Here is a 19,449-nt window from a genome sequence, read left to right as displayed (position 1 = left end):
GCCAGCGGGGTTGCTCCGTGCGGCGGATCGGGACCACACGGACACCGGCGACGCCCGCGGTCGCGCCCTAGCGTGGGGGCCATGGCACTGGACTGGAGCTCGCTCCTCGCCGATCAGCTCGACTGGCACTGGCGGCACCAGCTGCGCGCGCGTCTGGACGGCCTCAGCGACGACGAGCTCTTCTGGGAGCCGGTACCGGACTGCTGGTCGGTACGGCCGCGCGGCGGCGGCACCGACCCGGTGGGGGGCCTCTCCGGTGGCTTCGCGATCGACTGGGCCCGTCCGGAGCCGGTTCCCGCGCCGGTCACGACGATCGCCTGGCGCCTCGCCCACGTCCTCGTGGGCGTGCTGGGCGCGCGCAGCGCCTCGCACTTCGGCGGGCCGCCCGTGGACTACGCCACGTACCCGTATCCGCGGACCGCGGCGGAGGCCCTGGAACGGCTCGACGCGGCCCATGCGCGCTGGGTCGGCGGGGTGCGCGGTCTCGGCGCGCGGGGGCTGGCACGGCCGTGCGGGGAGGCCGAGGGGGCGTACGCGCGGGAGTCGATGGCGACGCTCGTCCTGCACGTCAACCGCGAGGTGATCCACCACGGGGCGGAGGTCTGCCTGCTCCGGGACCTGTACGCCCACCGGGCCTGAGGCGCCGGTCCGGGCGCGTCAGGGCGTCGGCGCGGGCGTCGTGTCCTTCTGCGCCGCCGCCGGCAGGTCGTAGACGTGTCCGGGGGTGACGACCTCGGTGAGCGCCTGCCCGAAGACCGTGCTGGGTTCCTCCTGCTGGGGCCCGTACGGGATGTCGGTGTTGAGCAGCACGACCATGGTCGCCCGCTGCTCGGGCAGGTAGATGGTGAGGGACTGGTAGCCCGGCAGCGAACCGTTGTGGCCGATCCAGCCCTGCACGTCGAAGATGCCCAGGCCGTAGCCCGCGCCGGGGATGGCGGTGGGCGGGGTGGTGAGCCGCTGCTTCTGCATCTCCGGGCTGACCATGCGCGTGCCGTCGGGGAAGACGCCCGTGGCCACGGTCCTGGCCCAGATCCGCAGGTCGTGCAGGTCGGAGATCATCGCTCCGGCGGCCCAGCCCCAGGAGGGGTTCCAGTCGGTGGCGGCCTCGGTCTTCCCGGACGCGGTCTGCTGGGTGTAGCCCTGGGCGTGCGGGCTGGGGAACGCGGCGTCGTCGGGGAAGCTGGTGCGGTCCATCCCGGCGGGGCGCAGGATCCGGTCGTGGATGTACGCGGAGAGCGGCTGCCCGGACGCCTTCTCGACGACGAGGCCGAGCAGGATGAGGTTGGTGTTGGAGTAGTTGAACTTCGCGTTCGGTGCGAAGATCACCGGCTGGGGTGCGTCGAAGGCGTAGTCCAGCAGTTCCCGGGGGGAGAAGTGCCGCGTCGGGTCGCTGGTGAACGCCTTGTAGAAGGGTTGCGTCGCCGTGTAGCTGAGCAGTCCGCTGCGCATGCCCGCGAGTTCCCTGAGGGTCACCTTGTCCCCGTTGGGGACGCCCGTGACGTACTTGCCGATGGGGTCGTCGAGGCCCACCTTGCCCTGCTGGGCGAGCTGGAGCAGCGCCGTCACCGTGAACGTCTTGGTCTCGCTGCCGATCCGCGAGTACAGGCCGGGCGTCATCCGCTGTCCCGTGGCCTTGTCGGCGACGCCGAAGGCGCGGGTGTACTCGCCCTTGCCGGGTGCGGATATGCCGACGATGGCGCCCGGGACGCCGGTCTTCTTCAGCACGTCCTGGACGGTCCGGTCCAGTCGGGCGTCCATCGCGTCGTCGAGGACGGGGAAGCCGCCTGCGGGCGAGGGGGGCGCCGAGGCGGTCGGCTGCGGGGCGGGCTGCGGGGCGCGGGCGACGGCGCCGGCGGCCGGGAGGGCGAGGAGGCCTGCCGTGGCGAGCCCTACGCAGGCCGTCCGGTAGAGGCGCTGTCGCTTGTCTGCATGGCTCACGTCTGCCTCCTACCCGACCGGGGCATCGAGTCCTTCCCAGGTTAGGCGGGGCGGTTTCCACCCGCACGGCGGAGCGGCCGGGCCCGGCCCTCAGCCGCCGCAGGCCCGGTGGAAGACGCGGTCGGCCGCCCGGGTCCAGGACTGCCAGTAGGCGTCACTGCGCTGCGCGCCGCTCTTGTCCGCCACCGGCGGAGCGGAACAGCTGTCGGCCGCTGCCGCCAGGCCCGCCTGGGCGCCGTCCTGCAGCCCCTGCACGCGGTCCTGCCGGGAGCCGAAGCGGTGGGGGCTGGGGACCGGGGTGGGCGTGTTCGGGTTGACCACCTTGCAGTTCACGAAGACGAAGTCCTGGTCCTCGTTGACCGCGAGCACCGTGTAGTGCGCGTTCTTCTGGAACCGCTTGAGCAGGAACGTACCGTTCGCGTCCACGTTCAGGCGCTCGGTGGTCTCGCCGTCGTTCAGGTTGCGGGGTGCGCTGAACCCTTCGCCGGAGATCGTTACGGAGGTTCCGTCCGGCGACGGCCTGACCGTACAACTCGCGGCGGGCAGGGCGGCCGCGCCGGCGTGCGGTGTGACGGCGGCGCCGCACGCCACGAGAAGAGAGGTCACCAGGGCACGCCGAGTACGTCCGTGCATCAGGAAACTCCCATCCGGGGAGACGGGCGGAGGAAAGGAGGGGGGGGAAGCGGGGCGGCCGGGTACGTCCCCGGGGGGCCCGCTCCGTCCATCGTCCCCCGGCCACCGCCAGGTGTCGACCGGGAACCGCGCAAGCGGACGGGGCCGGCCGGGGGCCGTCCCCGTGTGCCGAAGCCGTCCCACGATCCGGTGTGTTGATCTACAGTTCGCTGCACGCCCCCTCCGCCGCCCCGCCGGGCCGTCCGACCGGACCGAACCCGCAGAGGACCCGACAGCCCGTGCCCCTGTGGACTTCGATCATCGCCGTACTCGGCACCCTGGCCGGCGCCCTCACGGCCGGGCTCCTCCAGCAGCGCGCCGCACGCACCGCACGTGCCGAGCAGCGCGCCGACGACCACCGCCGGGACCAGCTCGGTGCCGTCACCGACTTCGCCGCCGCCTTGGACGCGCACCGTTCGGCGCTCTTCCACCGCGAGCGCCTGACCCTGCTCGGAGCCGGCACCGAGCACGAGGTGGAGGCCCAGACCAAGTCCCACGACACGCGGACGGCGGTCACCGCGCCCCACGTCCGCCTCCAGGTCCTGGTCCCCGAGTTGGCCCGCGCCGCCCAGCGGGCCGCCGATGCGACGTACGCGCTGCGCAACGCCACCAGCCGCGCCGAACTGGACACCCTGCGGCACGCGGCCAAGGAAGCGGCCACGGCCTTCGTCTCCGCAGCCGCCGCGCGGCTGCGCCCCGACCACCGCTGACCGGACGGACCGTCAGGCCCCTCCCCCGGTACGCCCGTCAGGGCTGCGGGACGGGTGCCACTCGGCCAGCAGGATGGTGGCGTCGTCGGTGAGGCGCCCGCTGTGGGCGAGGATGTCGTGGAGGAGCCGGCGCAACGCCTCGGGTGCGGGCTCGCCCGCGGCGGTGGCGCGGACCACGGTGTCGACCAGGCGGCTTTCCCCGAAGAACCCTCCGGCCGGGGAACGGGCCTCGGTGACCCCGTCGGTGTGGATGAGGATCCGGTCCCCGGGTTCGAGCTGGAAGCGCTCCACCGGCGGGGCGGGGCCCGCCTGGCCGGGTCCGAGGCCGAGGGGGAGGTGGGGCCGTCGGGCCAGGGCGCCGGCCACCACGTGCTGGTGGCGGATCAGCAGCGGCGGCGGATGGCCGCAGTTGACCCACTCCAGCTCTCCGGTGACGGGGTCGAGGTCGGCGAAGACGGCGGTCAGGAGCCGGTCCGGGACCCAGCGGGACAGGGCCTCGTCGACGACGGGGGCGATGTCGGCCAGGCTGCCGCCGGTGCGGCGGGTGGAGCGGCAGCCGGCCAGGGCGAGTGCCGCGCACAGGCCGGAGGCAGTGTCGTGGCCCATGGCGTCGACCAGGGTCAGGTGCAGGTTCCGCTCGCCGAGCGCGTGGTCGAACGCGTCGCCGCCGATCTCGTAGGCGGGCTCCAGCACGGCACTGGAGGTCACCGCCGCGGTGCCCAGCGTGCGCGGCGGCATGAAGGCCCACGCGAGTTCGGCCTGCAGCGTCATCGGGCGGGTCCGCACCGCCGTGAGCAGGTCGTCGCTGTAGGGCGTCTTGGACACCACCAGCAGGGCGGTCAGGGACGCCAGCGCTCTGGCGCGTTCGAGCGCGCCGGGGTCCAGGGCCGGCGCGGCGAGGCGGAGGACGCCCATGCGCTCGATGCCGTCGACCAGGGGCAGCCACAGCACCAGGTGCGGGGGGTCCTCGGCCAGGCGCGGCGATCGGGTGCGGTAGCACCAGCCGGCCAGCGTGCCGTCCACGGCCAGCGCCTCCCCCGTGCCGCCTTGCCGGTGGAGGGGGACGAGGTCCATCTGCTGGACGTCGGCGAGGTAGACCACGGCGCGGGCCAGGCCCAGGTCACGCGCCGCCCCCTCGATGAGGTCGGAGAGCTCGCCGGGGGCGGCGTCGTGGCACCGTTCCAGCAGGCGGGCCAGCACGGACCCGAGCAGGGGGTCGTCCACACCTCCACCATCCTCCGCCGTCGGCGGGCCTGCCACCGTGTACGCGCCGCGCGGGGTCCCCCGGTGCGGGCGGCCACGGCGTGCCGGGTCCGCCGCCAGTACGAGCCGTCAGTACGGGCCGTCAGTACGAGTGGTCGACGGTGACGTCGGCCGAGAGGCGCAGCGCCGCTTCGGCCGGGGCTCCGCGCAGCTCCAGCAGGGTGAGGGTGAGGGCGTCGACCACGGTGAGGTGGGCCAGCCGGCTGGCGACGGTTTCGAGTCCGAACACCAGGTCCTGGCCGCCCGCGACGAGCGTGCAGTCGCTGGACTCGCTCAGGGGCGAGCGGGCGTAGCTCGTGAGGGCGAGGACCCGGGCCCCGGCCCGCCGCGCACCCCGGGCGATGTCCACGGTGGTGCGGGTGGCGCCGGTATGGCTGATGGCCAGGCACACGTCGGCGGCGGTCAGCTGCGCGGCGGCCAGTTGGGCGGTGAGCGGATCGGCCGGGGCGTCGACCGCGCAGCCCAGGGCGCGCAGGCGGTAGGCGGTGTCCAGGGCGACCGCGCCGGAGAGTCCGGCGCCGACCACCAGCACCCGCGGGGCCGCGTCGATCAGTCCTGCCGCGGTGCGCAGCCGCTCCGGGCTCACCGTCGCCGCCAGCCCGTCCAGGGCCTCCCGGGCGGCGCGGACCGTCTCCGCGAGGGCGCGGGCCGCCGGGTCGCGCTCCCGGGAGGGTTCCTGGGCGGGCGCCTGCCGGGCGGCGGCGATCTTCAGCTCCTGGAACCCGCGGAACCCCAGCCGCTGGCAGGCCCGTACGACGGAGGACGGCGCGGTGCCGGCCAGCGCCGCGACATCGCTGACGCTGAGGTGCACCACGTCCTCGCCCTTGTCCAGGACGATCTGCGCGACCCTGGCCTCGGTGTCCCGCAGCTCGGACAGGTGGGCGCGGATGTGGGCGGCGAGCCCGCCCCTCATGGCGGAATTCTGTTCCATGTAATGATTCTAGTATGGAAATAAATTCCGTACCCGTCGTCGTCCTCGCCTCGGCGGTGCTGCACGCCGTCTGGAACGCCCTCACCCACGGCCTGCGTGACAAGCTGGCCGGCTTCACGCTCATCAGCCTCGCCTCCGCCGGCTGCGGAGCCGTCCTCGTCTGGCTCGCCCCGCTGCCCGCCCCGGCGGCCTGGCCGTACATCGCCGCTTCCGCCGCGCTCCAGGCCGCCTACCAGGTCCTGTTGCTGCGCGCCTACCAGCTCGGCGACTTCGGCCAGATGTACCCGACCGCCCGGGGCACCTCCCCCGTCGTGGTGGCCCTGGTCTCCACCACCCTCCTGGGCCGTTCCCTGCCCGCCGGCCAGGCCCTCGGCATCGCGGTCGTCGCCTGCGGGCTCGCCGGGCTCGCCCTCGCGGACGGCATACCCGGCCGCGCCCAGCTGCCCGCGCTGGCCGCCGCTCTCGGCACCGGCGTGATGATCGCCTCCTACACCCTCGTCGACGGCACGGGCGTACGGGTCTCCGGCAGCGTCTTCGGCTACATCGCCTGGCTCTTCCTCTGCCAGGGGCTCGTCCTCCCGCTCGTCGCCTGGGCCCGCCGGGGCCCCTCGCTGTTCACCGCGCTGCGGCCGCTGTGCGGGCGGGGCCTGGCCGGCGGACTGCTCTCGCTGCTGGCGTACGGGCTGGTCGTCTGGGCCCAGTCCCGCGGCGACCTCTCCACCATCGCCGCACTGCGCGAGACCAGCATCGTCTTCGGCGCCCTGATCGGCGCGGTCGTGTTCCGCGAACGCCTCGGCCACCGGCGCATCACCGCCAGCGTCGCCGTCCTGGCGGGCATCGCGGTCCTCCAGCTCACCGCCGGCGCCTGAGGGAGCCCGGCCGGCGGGCGGAACCGGGCGGCGGTGGGCGGGGTCAGACGGCTTTGGAGCGGAAGGCGCCGGTGCTTTGTCGAAGCCGCTGGAGTGCCCTCGGTGGTGGACGGCCCCACCGCCGATGCACGGGGTCAGCGCTGCGGAGGACGGCAATGCGGCCCGCGAGCTCGCCACCGGATGCGCGCCCTGGGTGTGCAGCATCCGCACGCCGGCCGAGGAGTGGGCGCGCCGCGGCCGACCCGCTCCGGTGCGGCCGGCCGTGCTGCGGCACGGGGAGACCGCCCGGCGGATCAGGGACGGACCGGGATGCGGTGGGCCGGGGACGAGCCGTCGGCGGGGACGGAGCCGCGCACCGCCAGGACCTCGCCCGTGTCGGCGAACTCCCAGTGGGTCGCGGACCTTCCGTCCTTCAGCGGCCATTCCACGCGGACGACAGGGCGGCCCAGCAGGCCCTCGAACCATCCGGCGCACCGCTCCGCGAGCTCCTCGACGGTTCCGGAAGCCCGGAAGGAGCCGGGCTGGGGCGGCCCGTGCAGACTGAGGAGCTGGTCGCGGACCTTCCCGGCCAGTACGTGCGTGCCGTGGAAGTGCACGGCCCACTCGCCGAGCACCAGCCGGTGCTGCTCATCGAGCAGGCCGATGTGGAGGAGGAACGACGACCCGTCCTCGGGCCGTCCGACCTGACTGGGCGCCCACGGCACCCGCCAGTCGGCGGCCCGGGCCCGCACGGCTGCCAGGAACGCCCGTTCGGCCTCGTCGAAGTCCCAGGGCTCCTCGCCGTACTCTTCCGGGTCCTCCACCTCGAACCAGCCGTTGACGTCCACGGGGAGACCCTACAACCGCGGCGCACCTCGCCCCGGGGCCACGGTCATGGGCGCGAGTCCGAGGTCGGCCAGGGCGGACGTCCCGGTCGTGGTGTGTTCGCCTCCGGCGAGCAGGAGGGTGCGCGCCCACTGGTAGCGGCAGCCGGCCGCGTCGAACGCCGCCGCGGTGGCCAGCAGGCGCGGCCGGTCGCCGTCGAGGAGCGCCTCCGCGCGTTCCACCAGGGCGGTGGCGACCGGGTTCCCTGTGACCACGGCGCGGGCGGCGGTGATCCGGGCGCGGGCGTCCGGGTGGCCGGCCAGGGCGGCCGCCTCCGCGCGGAGCGCCTCGTACCAGTGCAGCCAGACCCAGCAGACCCATTTCCACACCTGCTGCGCGTCGGGCGCCACGCGGTCGAGGGCCGCGCGTGCGTTCCCCTGATGGAGCAGGACCATGGCGTCGAAGACGGCGCCGTGGCCGAGGAGGCGGTCTTCCTCGCCGGCCGTCCGGTCGGCGATCGCCAGCCACGTCGCCCGGGCCTCGTCGTCCCCGCGCAGGCCGTGGACCATCGCGACGGCGGCGGCCGCCGGGCCGAGCGAGAACGAGCGTTGCCGGCCGGTGCGCTCCCAGCCGTCGAGGAAGCGCACGCCGGCGGTGAGCACCTCGTCGGCGCGGCCCGCGAAGGCGTCGGCGACGAGCAGCCAGGAGGTGGCGTGGTCCCCCACGTCGGCGAGCTGGGGCTGGTCCGCGAGCCGGGCGCCCCAGCGGCGGGCCGCCGTCAGCTCGCCCGCGCCGACGGCGGTCGCGGCGGCCATGGCGAGGGCGTCGATGAGCTCGTGCGTCCGGGCGGGGGTGCTCGGCGCCGGGGCCAGGACGTCGATCCGGTCCCGGGCGGCGGCCGCGGCGGCGAAGGTGTCACCCGCCCAGCTCTGGGCGCCGGAGAGCGCGTCGAGGGCGGCGGACCGTGCCACCGGGTCGCCCGCGCGCCGGGCGAGTTCGACGGCCCGTCGGGCGGAGGCGACGGTGTCGGGCGCGGCGTTGTCCGGGGCGCCCTGGACGGCGCCGAACGCGTCGGCGGTCACCGCCGCCTCGGCCAGCGCGACGGCCGCCACGGCGGCCGGGTCGTCCTGACCGGCCAGCTCGCGCGCCCGGGCGAGGAGGCCGGTCACCTCGTCCACGGGCGGGACCCGGACGAAGGTGCTGGAGAAGCGGTACGCGGCCGTGGCGGCGGCCGCCAGGTCGCAGGCAGCCCCGGCGGTGTCGCGGGCCCGGAGGGCGGCTTCGGCCGCGGCCCGGTGCAGGCGGTACATGTCGTCGCCGAGCCTGCGGCAACCGGCCACCCCGGCGGCCTGTCGCAGTGCGGCGGCGGCCCCGGTGTCGGTGGCGGCGAGCGAGGCCGCCTGCTCGTAGCGCTCTTGGGCTTCGCCCAGCAGGTTGCGGGTGAAGGACAGTCCGGCCAGGGACAGGGCGAGACGGTAGGCGTCCGCGCGCTGCTCGGGCCGGTCCGCGGCCCAGCTCAGGGCCGCCCGCAGGTCCTCCGCGACCGCGTCGAACCGGGCCCGCCAGTGCGGGGTGCCCGCGTCCTCGAGGCCGGCCGCACCGGCCAGGCACCAGGCCAGATGGCGTGTTCGGACGCCGGTGAGCTCGTCGGCGTCGGTGAGCCGCTCCGTGCCGTACTGGCGGAGGGTCTCCAGGGCGTGGTAGCGGGTGCCGGTCCCGGAGGGGGTCACGGCGAGCAGGCTCTGCTCGGCGAGCCGGCCGAGCCCGTCGGCGACCGCGGCCGCCTCCAGCGGGGCGAACCCGGCCACCTCGGCGGCGGACTCGGCGGTGAAGGGGGCGACGAACGCCGACACCCGTCGCAGCAGGGCCCGGTCCTGCGGTGCGAGCAGGTCGTGGCTCCAGTCGAGGACGGCCCGCACCGACCGGTGCCTGCCGTCGGCGCGGGGGCCGCCGGCGAGGATCCGCAGCTGGTCGGAGAGGCCGGCGGTCAGGCCGTCCAGACCGAGCGTGGACCACCGCGCCGCCGCCAGTTCGATGGCCAGGGCCATGCCGTCGAGCCGTTCGCACAGGGCCGCGATCCGGTCGCGTTCGGCCGGACCGGGGGCCCGGCCGACCGCCGCCGCCCGCTCCAGGAACAGGGCGACCGCCTCCGACCCGCCGCCGCCGACCCGCGAGAGCGGGGGCACGGGGAAGACCCACTCGAACGGCACCATCAGCCGGGCCCGGCTGGTCGCGAGCACCCGTATCCCCGGACAGGCCACGAGGAGCCGCTCCAGGAAGGGCGCCACCCCGTCGCGCACCTGCTCGCAGTTGTCCAGCACCAGCAGGGCCCGGCGGTCCGTCAACGCGGCGGTGAGCGCGTCGTCGATGTCCCGTCCGGGCTGCTCGCCCACGCCCATGGCCGCGGCGACCGCGGCGCCCACCCGCCCGGGGTCGGTGACCGGGACCAGGTCGACGAAGCACACCCCGTCGGCGAACTCGTCGGCCACCTGGGCCGCCACCGTCAGGGCGAGCCGTGTCTTGCCCACCCCGCCCAGGCCGACGGCGGTCACCAGCCGACGCCCCGTCACCGCCGCTGCCAGGTCCGCGCGTTCCCGGGTACGGCCGACGAACGCCGTCAGCGGGGCCGGAAGAACGGGTGCCGGGCGGGCCCGCTCGGCGCGCGCCGGTCCGGGCGCCCGACGGGACAGGGCCCGCCGGTCCGGCACCTCCAACTTCCGCAGCAGCGAGGAGACGTGCGACTCGACCGTCCGCACGGAGATGAAGAGCCGCGCGGCCATCTCCGCGTTGCTCAGGTGCTCCCCGAGCAGAGCGAGCACGTCGGCTTCCCGGGCAGAGATCACTGGAGTGGCCACCGGGTCATTATCCGTACTCCTTCCCGCAGTCCTTCCGCGGTCCTTCCGCGGTCCTTCCGTGTTCCTTCCACGGTCCTTCCACGGTCCTTCCGCGGTCCCCTCCGTGGTCCTTTCCGTGGTCCTTTCCGTGGTCGGCACGGAGGCGTCCCGTACCGCGGCCGGGGGAAGCTGTGGTCACAGGGAACGGCCCGGCGACCACCGGGCCGACCCGAACCCGCGATGACAGGAGTGACCGTGACCGCCTCTTCCACCCAGGGCGTCAAGACCGTGCTGCACCCCGTGTCCGACCTCGCCCAGGCCAAGGCGGTGTACGCCGCGCTGCTCGGTGTCGAGCCGCAGACCGACGGGCCCCACTACGTCGGCTTCGACGTCGCCGGCCAGCACATCGGCCTCCTCCCGGGCGGCGGACCGCAGGGCCTGACCACGCCGGTGGCCTACTGGCACGTCCCGGACGTCGAGGCGAAGGTCGCCGAGGTGACCGCCGCGGGCGCCACGGCCAAGGAGCCCGCGCACGATGTCGGCGGCGGCCGCCTGGTGGCCACCGTCATCGACCCCGACGGCAACCTCCTCGGACTGGTCCAGGGCTGACGAGCACCCCGCCCGGCGATATCCGCACCTCCAGGTCCACCCCTCCACAACCTCCAGGGAGATCCACCATGAGCAGCACCGACGTCACCACGCACCAGGGATTCACGGCCGAGGAGCGGGCCGCGATGAAGGACCACGCGCAGGAACTCAGGAAGACGGCGGCGCGCCGCGGCTCGAAGGCGGACAAGGCGGCGCAGGAGGCGCAGGACGTCCTCGCGAAGATCGCCGAGATGCAGGACTCGGACCGGATCATGGCCGAGCGCGTCCACGCGGTCGTCACCGCCGCCTCCCCGGTCCTCGCGCCGAAGCTCTGGTACGGGATGCCGGCCTACGCACGGGACGGCAAGATCGTCTGCTTCTTCCAGTCCGCGGAGAAGTTCAAGGCGCGCTACGCCACGCTCGGGTTCAGCGACCGGGCGCAGCTGGACGACGGCCCGATGTGGGCGGCCGGCTTCGCCCTGACCGAGGTGACGGCCGAGGTGGAGGCGCGGATCGCCGCCCTGGTGAAGCGGGCGGTGAGCTGAGGCACGCCCCGGGGCCCGCGCCGTCCCGGGCCCGCGCCGCCCCGGGCCCGGCATCACCCGGTCTGCCACAGCCAGACGGTGTCGTTGCTCCTGGCGCTCGTGCCGCCGCTGCACCCGGCGGCCAGGGACTTCCCGTCCGGGCTGAACGCCAGCGCCTCTACGGAGGCGCCGGGCTCGTGGGTGGCGGTGGTGGTGCCGGAGGTGGTGGACCAGACCCGTACGGTGCCGTCCCGGTCACCGGTGGCCAGGGTGGTCCCGTCCGGGTGGAAGGCGACCGCCTGGACCGGGGAGGCGTGGCCTTCGAGGGTGGCGACGTCCTGGCGGGTGGCGGTGTTCCACAGGCGCACGCCGTCACCCTGGTCGCCGAAGGCCAGGAGCTGGCCGTCGGGGCTGAAGACCGCGCCGGTCGCCATCCTGGCGTCGAGGGTGGCCAGGACGCCGTCGGCCGTGCCCTTGCGCAGCTGGAGCGGAGATCCGGCGGCCAGCATCGCCCCGTCCGCGCTGTAGGCGGCCGGGCCGAACTTCACGTCCTCGTACAGGGCGCGGCGGGATGCGGAGCCGGTGTCCCACAGGTAGAGGCCCCGGCCGCTGCTCGCGGCCAGCGTCTTCCCGTCGGGGCTGAGCCCCAGGCCCTGTACGAATCCGTCCTGGGCCCGGCCCGTGGTCTCTCCGGTGAACGTCCCGACGGCGCGGCCCGTGGCGACGTCCCACTTGAGGATCTTGTGCTCCTCGGCCCGGTAGAGCGTCCCGAGGTCGCGGCTGAAGACGTGCGGCTGCATGTACGGGGCGATGCCGATCCGGGTGACGACCGCTTTCCTGCCGGGCAGTGACCAGCGCCAGATCTCGCCGTTGCCTCCGGCAGCGGCCAGTGTCGTCCCGTCGGGGCTGAAGGCGAGCTCGTAGGTGCTGCTCGGGCCGTCGAGGGCGTCGCCGTCGCGCAGCAGCAGGTAGGCGGGGACGCCGACCGCGGCGACCGCGGCGGCGGAGGCGCCGCCGATGAGCAGTGCACGCCGCGAGGGCCCGCGGCGGGCCGGACCGGTCGCGGGGGTGGTCTCCCGCCCGGGCGGGGGGCTGCCGGGGCCGCTCAAGGCCGCGGCGGGTTCCGGCGCCGCGGGGGCCGGCGGTGGCGCCTGGGTCCGAGTCGCTGCCGCGGCCGGGGAGTGCGGGTCCTGGCCCGCGCCCGGGACCGTGGCCGGTGCGGGGGTCACGGCCTGTCCGGGGCTGAGGGCCCGGGCCCGTTCCGTGGGCGGATGCGGGGTGGTCCGTCCGGGTGGGGCCGGCGCCACGGTCGGTTCGTGGGCCGGCGGACGGACCCGCGCCGCACCCGCGACGGCGGCCGTGAACCGGGCGGGCAGGCCCTCGACGGCGGGCCGGTCGGCCGGGTCCTTGGCGAGGCAGTCGGTGAGGACGGCCCGGAGTTCGCCGCCGGTGCCGTCGAGGGCGGGCGGTTCGTCCAGGATCCGCTGGACCACGGCCGGCAGGGAGGGTGCGTCGAAGGGGCCGCGGCCCGTCGCGGCGAAGGCGAGTACGCAGCCCAGGGCGAAGACGTCGCTGGCGGGGCCGGCCCGGTCGGCGCGGATCTGCTCCGGCGACATGTAGGCGTAGGTGCCGATGACGGATCCGGTCGCGGTCAGGGAACTCGCGTCCACGGCCCGGGCGATGCCGAAGTCGATGATGCGCGGCCCGTCCTCGGCCACGATCACGTTGCCCGGTTTGAGGTCCCGGTGGACCAGGCCGCACCGGTGGATCGCCGCGAGTCCCTCGGCGAGCCCGGCGCCGAGCCGCAGCGCCGCCGCGGGACCGAGGGGTCCGTGTTCGGCCACCGCGCGGTGGAGGGTGGGGCCCGGTATGAACGCGGTGACCAGCCAGGGGGATTCGGCCGTCGGGTCGGCGTCGACGACCTGCGCGGTGTGGAACCCGCCGACCTGCCGTGCGGCCTCCACCTCCCGCGCGAACCGCTCCCGGAACTGCGGGGTGCCGGCCAGTTCCGCGCGGATCAGCTTCACCGCGACCCGGCGGCCGCCCGGTGAGGTGCCGAGGAAGACCTGGCCCATGCCGCCCTCGCCCAGCCGTCCCTCCAGCCGGTAGGGGCCGACCCATCGCGGGTCGTGGGGCATCAACGCGTCCATGCGTACCGTCCGTCGGGAGGTGGGGAGGGGCAGCCGGTGCCGGTCAGGCGAGCTGCCAGAGCTGGATGGTGTTGTCGGTGGGGCTGAAGGCCGCCGCGAGCGTCCTGCCGTCCGGGCTGAACGCCAGGGCGGTGAGCAGGGGGGCGGCGGTCGCCTGCCGGAGGTCGGCGGTGAGGGTCAGGGCGACCCGCCCGGTCTTGAGGTCCCACAGGCTGATCGTGCCGCCGGTGGCGGCCCGGGCCTGGTCCTTGACGTCGTCGCCGGGGCCGAGGCCGAAGCCGCCGCCCGCGATCACCGGGTGGCCGGGCCGGTAGGCGGCCTCCTCGATGCGCCGGTGCGGCGAGGTGAGGGTGGCGGTGGGCCGCCCGCTCGCCCGGTCCCACAGGTGGACGCCGGGTCCCGCGCCGCCGATGGTCTTTCCGTCCGGGCTGATCAGCACCCGGTTGAAGCGGAACTCGACGGAGTCGTCCGTGAAGGTCCGGGGCTGGTCGGCGCCGTCGACGTCCCAGAGCAGGACGCGTTGGCGGGAGGCGGTGGCCACCGCCTTGCCGTCCGGGCTGAACAGCACGCCGGAGGGCTCGCCCGCGTCGAGCTTCTTCGTGCGGCGTCCGCCCGCCAGGTCGAAGAGCTGGAGCGTGCCCCCGCCGGCGGCGGCGAGCACCGCCCCGTCGGGACTGACCGCGAGGGAGTACGGGGTCGGGACCGAGAACGCCTCGAACCCCGAGACCGCGGGCATCGGTGTCCGGGTCCGCGCGTCCCAGCGCCGCAGCGTTCCGTCCCGGCAGCTGCCCACCAGCGTCCGCCCGTCGGGGGTGAAGGCCAGGCCGATGACGTGCGGGGGCTCTCCCGCGAACTTGGTGGTCGCGCGGCGGGTGACGGTGTCCCACAGCCACAGCTCACCGGCGGAGCCGGCGGCGGCCAGGGTCCGGCCGTCCGGGCTGAAGGCGAGGCACTCCAGCGACTGGGGGTGCCCTTCGAGCCGGGCCACGGGCCGGGTCCGGTCCTGCTCCGCGGCCGGTCCCGACCAGGAGTCCCGGAACAGGTAGGCGGGTACGGCGACGGCGGCCGCCAGGGCGCCCGTCCCGCCGAGGAGCAGCCCACGGCGGGACACGCCCTTGGCGGGCCGGGGTGCGGTGGGCGGGCCGGGCGGGCCCGGTGGTGGCGTGGCCGGCTGCGTCGCCAGGGCGTGGAGCGCGACGGCGGGCGCGGGCCCCGAGGCACCGCCGGGCGCACCGGGCGCCGGGCCCGGCCCGGTGACGGAGAGGCGGGCCAGCACCTCGTCGGTGCGGGGGCGCCGGGCGGGGTCCTTGGCGAGGCAGGCTTCGACCAGCTCGCGCAAGGGGGAGGCCAGTCCGTCGAGCCGGGGCGGTTCGGTGACGACCCGGTGCACGATGGCCGGCACGGTGGTCGCCTCGAAGGGGCTGCGGCCGGTCGCCGCGAAGGCGAGGACCGAGCCGAAGGCGAACACGTCGCCGGCGGGCGAGAGGGTCTCGCCCCTCACCTGCTCCGGTGACATGTAGGCGTACGTCCCGATGACCGATCCGGTCCGGGTGAGCGCGTCCGCGCCCGCCTCGTGCGCGATCCCGAAGTCGATGATGCGCGGCCCGTCCTCGGCCACGATCACGTTGCCGGGCTTGAGGTCCCGGTGCACCAGGCCGCACCGGTGGATCGCGGCCAGCCCTTCGGCGATGCCCGCGCCGAGCCGGAGCACGGCCGCCGGGTCACGGGGGCCGTCGGCGTCCACCAGGTGCCGGAGCGTCGGGCCCGGTATGAACGCGGTGGCCAGCCAGGGTGGTTGGGCCGTCGGGTCGGCGTCCACGACCTGTGCGGTGTGGAACCCGCCGACCTGCCGTGCGGCCTCCACCTCCCGCGCGAACCGCTCCCGGAACCGGGGGGCGCCGGCCAGCTCGGGCCGGATGAGCTTCACCGCGACCCGGCGGCCGCCCGGCGAGGTGCCGAGGAATACCTGGCCCATGCCGCCCTCGCCGAGCCGTCCCTCCAGCCGGTAGGGGCCGACGCTCTGCGGATCGCCGGGGCGCAGCGGCCTGACCGGTGAACTCCCTTTTCCGGCGGGGCCGGTGGACTCTGTCACGCCCGGCATTCAACCATGATCCGCCGCACGGGAGTCGGGGGCCCGGCTGCGGGGGCGGCCGGCAGGGTCCCGTTTCGGCCGCCGGTGCCCGCGGGTGCCGCCGCCGGTGCCTTCCGTGCGCTCAGGCGGTGGTGAGGGCGGCCGCGCCGAAGGAGACGTCGAAGCGGTCGCACCAGATGGTCACGCTGCGGTAGTCGGACAGGTTCACGTCGGCGGGGATCTCGTAGTTCTGGTCGCCCTTGTTGCCCTTGAGCCTGCCCAGGCTGACGTGTCTGCCGTCGTCGAAGACGGACCAGCCGGCCACCCCCTGCTTCACCGGGGCGTCGGCGAGCCAGACGCGCAGGTCCGGGCCGTTGCTCGTGTCGAGGCCCTCCAGGCGCAGGGTGCGGGAGCCGTCGGGGAGCCGGATCAGCTTCACCGTGCCGGTGGTGGTGTGCTCGTGGCTGATCAGGGTGCCCCGGGCCAGGGTCTGCGGGCCGGCCGGAGTCCCCGGGGGCTCGGCGGGGGCCTTGTGCCCGGGTGCGGCGGCGGTGGGCGCCGCCGTCGGGAGGGCGTCGTGGACGGTCGCGTCCTGCCAGAGCTTCCAGGGCCGGAACCAGTACACGCCCAGGCCCAGTACGAGCCCGGCCGCCACGAGCAGCCCGGCCCACCGCCGGCCGCCTCGCTTCGTCTCGGTCACTGCGGTTGTCCTCCCTCGCCGGTCCGTCGCCCGTATTCAACGCGGCCGGCGACCGTCGGCACCAGCTCCGACCTGGTGACGAAAGTCTTACGTGCGCCGTCGCTCCGTGGCCCTGCGCGCCCGTGCCCGGGCGCGTGCGGCCCGCCTGCTCCCCCTCGTCCCCCACCCCGTGCGGACGAGGAGGACGGCGGCCGAGGCGGCGAAGAGGGCGGCGGTGATCAGCAGCCATCGCGGCAGGAACACGTCCGCGGGAAGAGCGGTGGTGACGGTGAAGTGGTCCACCCGGCGCAGGACCAGCGGCCACCAGACCAGGAGCAGGACGCCGGCGATGAACCCCGGTACGCGGACGTGGTTGACGCTCACCCGCACCCCGGGTCCGCCCGCGTCGGCGGCGGGCCCGAAGAGCGCCTGCACCGCCCGGTCCGTCACCGAGTACAGGGGCAGCAGCACCAGGTCGTGCAGGAGCGCGGCGCCGACGAACCACAGGGCCACGCCGACGGCGTCCCCCGTGAGGAGTCGCACGCCCGCGTAGAGGGCGAGGGCGAAGGAGGCGAGGACGAGGAGCAGATGGAGCGGGGAGGCGCCGTAGCGGCGTCGGAAGGCGCCCGCGTCCGGGTGCGGGAGCCTCATGCCGGCTCCCCGAAGGTGAGGCGGGTGACCCACTTGGTGTTCTGGACACCGGGGGCGCCGGGGACGATCACGCGGGCCGGGTATCCGTGATCGGGAGAGAGAGCGGCTCCGTTGACGCGTACGGCGAGGAGTGAGCGGGCGTCGCGGGTCTGGTTGCCGCGCAGGACCACGGAGGCGAACGACCCGCCGCGCTGCACCGACTCGACCAGCACCCGCGGGGTGTCCGTGCCGAGCCCGACGAGGGCGGCCAGCTCGCTGAGGCGGACCCCGCTCCACTGCTGGTCCGGGGTCGACCAGCCCTCCACGCAGGCGATGGGCAGGGAGGACTCGCTCTGGGGCAGGGCGAGGAGTTGGCCGTAGGTCAGGTCGACCTGCCGGCCGCCGCCGCGTACGGTCAGCCGCCAGGCGGGGCCGATGTCGCCGGGCCGGATGCCGACCGAGGCGGCGGTCTTGTTGATCTGGAAGCCGTTCGGCCCGGAGCCGGGGTCCTGCCCGTGCGGGGCGAGCAGGGCCGTCTGCCGGAACCGGCCGCCCACGCTCTGCCCGACGGTCACCACGAGCAGCGCGAACGAACCCAGCCCCACCATGCCGAGCGCACCCCGGCGGGAGATCGTCGGCGGCGCCGGGCGCGGGGAGACCAGTCCGGCGGCCTCCGGCGCACCGGCCGGCGGATTCCGCCTCAGCCGGCGTACGGCGTGCAGCGCCCGGGGCAGCCGGAAGACCACGTGGACCACGAAGGCGGAGATGAACACCCAGGCCCCGTAGAAGTGCAGGGTGTAGAAGGAGCCCGGGAAGATGTAGTGGAGTTGGATGTTGAGGATGCCGGTGACGAACTCGAAGCCCGCTCCTCCCACCAGCAGGAGCAGGGACAGCCGCTCGATGCCGTGGGCGGGCGAGCGCACCGGCGGCCACTCGAACAGCTTCGGGATCACGGACCACAGCTTCGCCAGCAGCACCGGCACCAGCACGACGCCGAGCGTGACGTGCACTCCCTGGGTGATCCGGTAGAGCCAGTACGGGGAGGTGGGCCAGGGGAACAGGTAGAAGCCGAGCAGCCCCTTGTCCGGGGTCTGGTCGTTCACCGCCGCCAGATCCGGGTTGTACGCGGCGTACGACAGCAGGCCCGTCACGAACAGGACGGTGATGCCGGCCAGCAGGACCAGCCCGAGGACCGCCGTCAGCCACGGCCCCCGCAGGGGGCTGCGCCAGAACCGGGGACGGGACGGTCCCGGCGGCGGCCCAAACCGCCGTGCGGGTGCCAGGGCGGCGCGGATGCGGGCGGGCGGTGTCGGCCCGGGAGGGCCCGTACCCGGTTCCGGGCGCGGGGCGGCTCCGGGTGCGGCCGGTGGACCGGCCTCCGGGGGTGGGGGCCCGCTGCCCGGCTTGCCGCCGTCCGCATTCACACGACACCTCCTGGAATTCCGCATACCAGGATGTACCAGACATCCCCGCTCGGAGAGGACCTGCCGCGTCGACGACACGGCGCCTTCCTCGCCCGCCGCGGGGCGAGCGCGGCGCGGGCGGGGCCGTACCGTCGGCTCCCGTATGACGGAAGTCTTACGTGCACGCGTGGGATGCCTCCGGGAGGCGCCGCGCTGCGTACCGTCCGGGGCATGCGCGTACTCGTCACCGGAGGGGCCGGGTTCATCGGCTCCCACATCGTCACCGCCCTCTCGGCCCGCGGGCACGACCCCGTGGTCCTCGACGCCCTGCTGCCCTCCGCCCACCCCGGCAGCCCGCCCCTGCCCGACGCGGGGTTCGTGCGCGCCGACGTACGGGACGCCGACGCGGTGCGGGCGGCGCTGCGCGGAGTGGACGCCGTGTGCCACCAGGCGGCGATGGTCGGGCTGGGGAAGGACTTCGCGGACGCCCCCGACTACGTGGGCTGCAACGACCTCGGGACGGCGGTGCTGCTGGCGGAGATGGCCGCAGCCGGTGTGGGGCGACTCGTGCTCGCCGGCTCGATGGTGGTCTACGGGGAGGGCCGGTACACCTGCGGGCGCCACGGAACGGTACGCCCCGGGCCGCGGCGGGCCGCGGACCTCGAAGCGGGCCGGTTCGAGCCACGCTGCCCCGACTGCGGAGCGGACCTGGAGCCGGGCCTGGTCGGCGAGGACGCGCCGGCGGACCCGCGGAACGTGTACGCGACGACGAAGCTGGCCCAGGAGCACCTGGCGGCGTCCTGGGCGCGGTGCACGCAGGGCCGTGCGGTGTCGCTGCGCTACCACAACGTGTACGGCCCGGGGATGCCGCGCGACACCCCGTACGCCGGCGTGGCCTCGTTCTTCCGCTCCGCGCTGGCCAGGGGCGAGGCCCCCCGGGTCTTCGAGGACGGGGCGCAGCGGCGGGACTTCGTCCACGTCGCGGACGTGGCCTCGGCGAACGTGGTGGCGTTGGAGGCGGTCGGCGCGATGCCGGGCGGGCGGCTGGCGGCGTACAACACCGGAAGCGGGGAACCGCACACGGTCGGCGAGATGGCGTCGGCGCTCGCCGCGGCGCACGGCGGGCCGGCGCCGGTGGTCACGGGTGAGTTCCGCCTCGGCGACGTCCGGCACATCACCGCCGACTCCGCCCGGCTGCGCGAGGAGCTGGGGTGGCGTCCGGAGGTGGGCTTCGCCGAAGGGATGGCCGCGTTCGCCCGGGCCGGCCAGCGTCCGTCGGCGGGCGCCGTCCGCTGACGCCGTCCCCGCTTCATCGCCAGCGGCCGACCTGGCGCGGCGGAGCCGGGTCGGCCGGGGCGGAGCCGGGTCGGCCGGGGCGGAGCC

Annotated in this window: 17 protein-coding genes; 6 read left to right on the top strand and 11 right to left on the bottom strand. The window is 75.3% G+C overall.

Annotation, left to right across the window (positions count from 1 at the left end; translation table 11 throughout):
• Positions 1-81: 81 nt before the first annotated feature.
• Positions 82-639 carry a DinB family protein gene (locus ACIRBY_RS28725; RefSeq protein WP_403905779.1) on the top strand — a complete coding sequence of 186 codons (558 nt, stop codon included), beginning with the start codon at positions 82-84 and terminating at the stop codon, positions 637-639.
• An 18-nt stretch (positions 640-657) separates the two neighbouring features.
• Here ACIRBY_RS28725 and ACIRBY_RS28720 read toward each other — a convergent pair whose 3' ends face one another.
• A complete protein-coding gene (locus tag ACIRBY_RS28720; RefSeq protein ID WP_403905776.1) occupies positions 658-1,938 on the bottom strand; it encodes a serine hydrolase domain-containing protein in 1,281 nt (426 codons plus the stop codon).
• Positions 1,939-2,028: 90 nt separating this feature from the next.
• Complete coding sequence (locus tag ACIRBY_RS28715; protein ID WP_403905774.1) at positions 2,029-2,571, bottom strand: hypothetical protein; 543 nt, start codon at positions 2,569-2,571, stop codon at positions 2,029-2,031.
• Between the two features lie 278 nt (positions 2,572-2,849).
• On the opposite strand from ACIRBY_RS28715, the gene ACIRBY_RS28710 reads away from it, so the two are divergent.
• Positions 2,850-3,320: a protein kilB gene (locus ACIRBY_RS28710; protein ID WP_403905772.1), complete on the top strand. Its 471-nt coding sequence runs from the start codon at positions 2,850-2,852 to the stop codon at positions 3,318-3,320.
• 12 nt (positions 3,321-3,332) lie between these two features.
• On the opposite strand, the gene ACIRBY_RS28705 is transcribed toward ACIRBY_RS28710, so the two are convergent.
• Together ACIRBY_RS28705 and ACIRBY_RS28700 are read right to left on the bottom strand one after the other, a co-directional pair.
• Positions 3,333-4,544 (bottom strand): PP2C family protein-serine/threonine phosphatase, encoded by a 1,212-nt coding sequence (locus ACIRBY_RS28705; protein WP_403905769.1) that lies wholly within the window; start codon positions 4,542-4,544, stop codon positions 3,333-3,335.
• 121 nt (positions 4,545-4,665) lie between these two features.
• Positions 4,666-5,514, bottom strand: a complete 849-nt coding sequence (locus tag ACIRBY_RS28700) for a MurR/RpiR family transcriptional regulator (RefSeq protein WP_403905767.1) — start codon at positions 5,512-5,514, stop codon at positions 4,666-4,668.
• A 14-nt stretch (positions 5,515-5,528) separates the two neighbouring features.
• Between ACIRBY_RS28700 and ACIRBY_RS28695 the strand changes: the two genes are divergently transcribed.
• A complete protein-coding gene (locus ACIRBY_RS28695; RefSeq protein WP_403905764.1) occupies positions 5,529-6,383 on the top strand; it encodes an EamA family transporter in 855 nt (284 codons plus the stop codon).
• A gap of 293 nt (positions 6,384-6,676) precedes the next feature.
• On the opposite strand, the gene ACIRBY_RS28690 is transcribed toward ACIRBY_RS28695, so the two are convergent.
• Entirely contained in the window at positions 6,677-7,210 is a 534-nt protein-coding gene (locus tag ACIRBY_RS28690; RefSeq protein WP_403905762.1) for a hypothetical protein, read from the bottom strand.
• Positions 7,211-7,219: 9 nt separating this feature from the next.
• On the bottom strand, positions 7,220-10,042 hold the full coding sequence (locus ACIRBY_RS28685; protein ID WP_403905760.1) for an ATP-binding protein: 2,823 nt from the start codon (positions 10,040-10,042) through the stop codon (positions 7,220-7,222).
• Between the two features lie 234 nt (positions 10,043-10,276).
• Here ACIRBY_RS28685 and ACIRBY_RS28680 point away from each other — a divergent pair, with 234 nt between their 5' ends.
• Together ACIRBY_RS28680 and ACIRBY_RS28675 are read left to right on the top strand one after the other, a co-directional pair.
• Entirely contained in the window at positions 10,277-10,630 is a 354-nt protein-coding gene (locus ACIRBY_RS28680) for a VOC family protein (RefSeq protein ID WP_403905757.1), read from the top strand.
• Positions 10,631-10,698: 68 nt separating this feature from the next.
• The gene (locus tag ACIRBY_RS28675; RefSeq protein ID WP_403905755.1) at positions 10,699-11,154 is read left to right on the top strand and encodes an iron chaperone; all 456 of its coding nucleotides are present in this window, start codon (positions 10,699-10,701) and stop codon (positions 11,152-11,154) included.
• A 53-nt stretch (positions 11,155-11,207) separates the two neighbouring features.
• On the opposite strand, the gene ACIRBY_RS28670 is transcribed toward ACIRBY_RS28675, so the two are convergent.
• From ACIRBY_RS28670 to ACIRBY_RS28650, 5 genes are all read right to left on the bottom strand, one after another.
• Positions 11,208-13,283 (bottom strand): protein kinase, encoded by a 2,076-nt coding sequence (locus tag ACIRBY_RS28670; protein ID WP_403905753.1) that lies wholly within the window; start codon positions 13,281-13,283, stop codon positions 11,208-11,210.
• Between the two features lie 43 nt (positions 13,284-13,326).
• Positions 13,327-15,375 (bottom strand): WD40 repeat domain-containing serine/threonine protein kinase, encoded by a 2,049-nt coding sequence (locus ACIRBY_RS28665; protein WP_403905750.1) that lies wholly within the window; start codon positions 15,373-15,375, stop codon positions 13,327-13,329.
• A 121-nt stretch (positions 15,376-15,496) separates the two neighbouring features.
• On the bottom strand, positions 15,497-16,054 hold the full coding sequence (locus ACIRBY_RS28660; RefSeq protein WP_403905747.1) for a DM13 domain-containing protein: 558 nt from the start codon (positions 16,052-16,054) through the stop codon (positions 15,497-15,499).
• An 87-nt stretch (positions 16,055-16,141) separates the two neighbouring features.
• Entirely contained in the window at positions 16,142-16,684 is a 543-nt protein-coding gene (locus tag ACIRBY_RS28655) for a hypothetical protein (RefSeq protein ID WP_403905744.1), read from the bottom strand.
• A complete protein-coding gene (locus tag ACIRBY_RS28650; RefSeq protein ID WP_403905923.1) occupies positions 16,681-17,958 on the bottom strand; it encodes a molybdopterin-dependent oxidoreductase in 1,278 nt (425 codons plus the stop codon). The genes ACIRBY_RS28655 and ACIRBY_RS28650 overlap by 4 nt, the downstream gene beginning before the upstream one ends.
• A gap of 339 nt (positions 17,959-18,297) precedes the next feature.
• Between ACIRBY_RS28650 and ACIRBY_RS28645 the strand changes: the two genes are divergently transcribed.
• The gene (locus ACIRBY_RS28645; RefSeq protein WP_403905742.1) at positions 18,298-19,362 is read left to right on the top strand and encodes an NAD-dependent epimerase/dehydratase family protein; all 1,065 of its coding nucleotides are present in this window, start codon (positions 18,298-18,300) and stop codon (positions 19,360-19,362) included.
• Positions 19,363-19,449: the final 87 nt, after the last annotated feature.

Origin of the sequence: Streptomyces sp. NPDC096136 (genome assembly GCF_044763325.1) — a bacterium.
Lineage (GTDB): Bacteria > Actinomycetota > Actinomycetes > Streptomycetales > Streptomycetaceae > Streptomyces.
This window is presented reverse-complemented; position numbering and strand designations above follow the sequence as displayed.

Bases quoted from the DNA above. Each gene is read 5' to 3' on its own strand.
- ACIRBY_RS28645 (WP_403905742.1), top strand. From the start codon at position 18,298: ATGCGCGTACTCGTCACCGGAGGGGCCGGGTTCATCGGCTCCCACATC.
- ACIRBY_RS28655 (WP_403905744.1), bottom strand. From the start codon at position 16,684: ATGAGGCTCCCGCACCCGGACGCGGGCGCCTTCCGACGCCGCTACGGC.
- ACIRBY_RS28715 (WP_403905774.1), bottom strand. From the start codon at position 2,571: ATGCACGGACGTACTCGGCGTGCCCTGGTGACCTCTCTTCTCGTGGCG.
- ACIRBY_RS28700 (WP_403905767.1), bottom strand. From the start codon at position 5,514: ATGGAACAGAATTCCGCCATGAGGGGCGGGCTCGCCGCCCACATCCGC.
- ACIRBY_RS28725 (WP_403905779.1), top strand. From the start codon at position 82: ATGGCACTGGACTGGAGCTCGCTCCTCGCCGATCAGCTCGACTGGCAC.
- ACIRBY_RS28695 (WP_403905764.1), top strand. From the start codon at position 5,529: ATGGAAATAAATTCCGTACCCGTCGTCGTCCTCGCCTCGGCGGTGCTG.
- ACIRBY_RS28670 (WP_403905753.1), bottom strand. From the start codon at position 13,283: ATGGACGCGTTGATGCCCCACGACCCGCGATGGGTCGGCCCCTACCGG.
- ACIRBY_RS28675 (WP_403905755.1), top strand. From the start codon at position 10,699: ATGAGCAGCACCGACGTCACCACGCACCAGGGATTCACGGCCGAGGAG.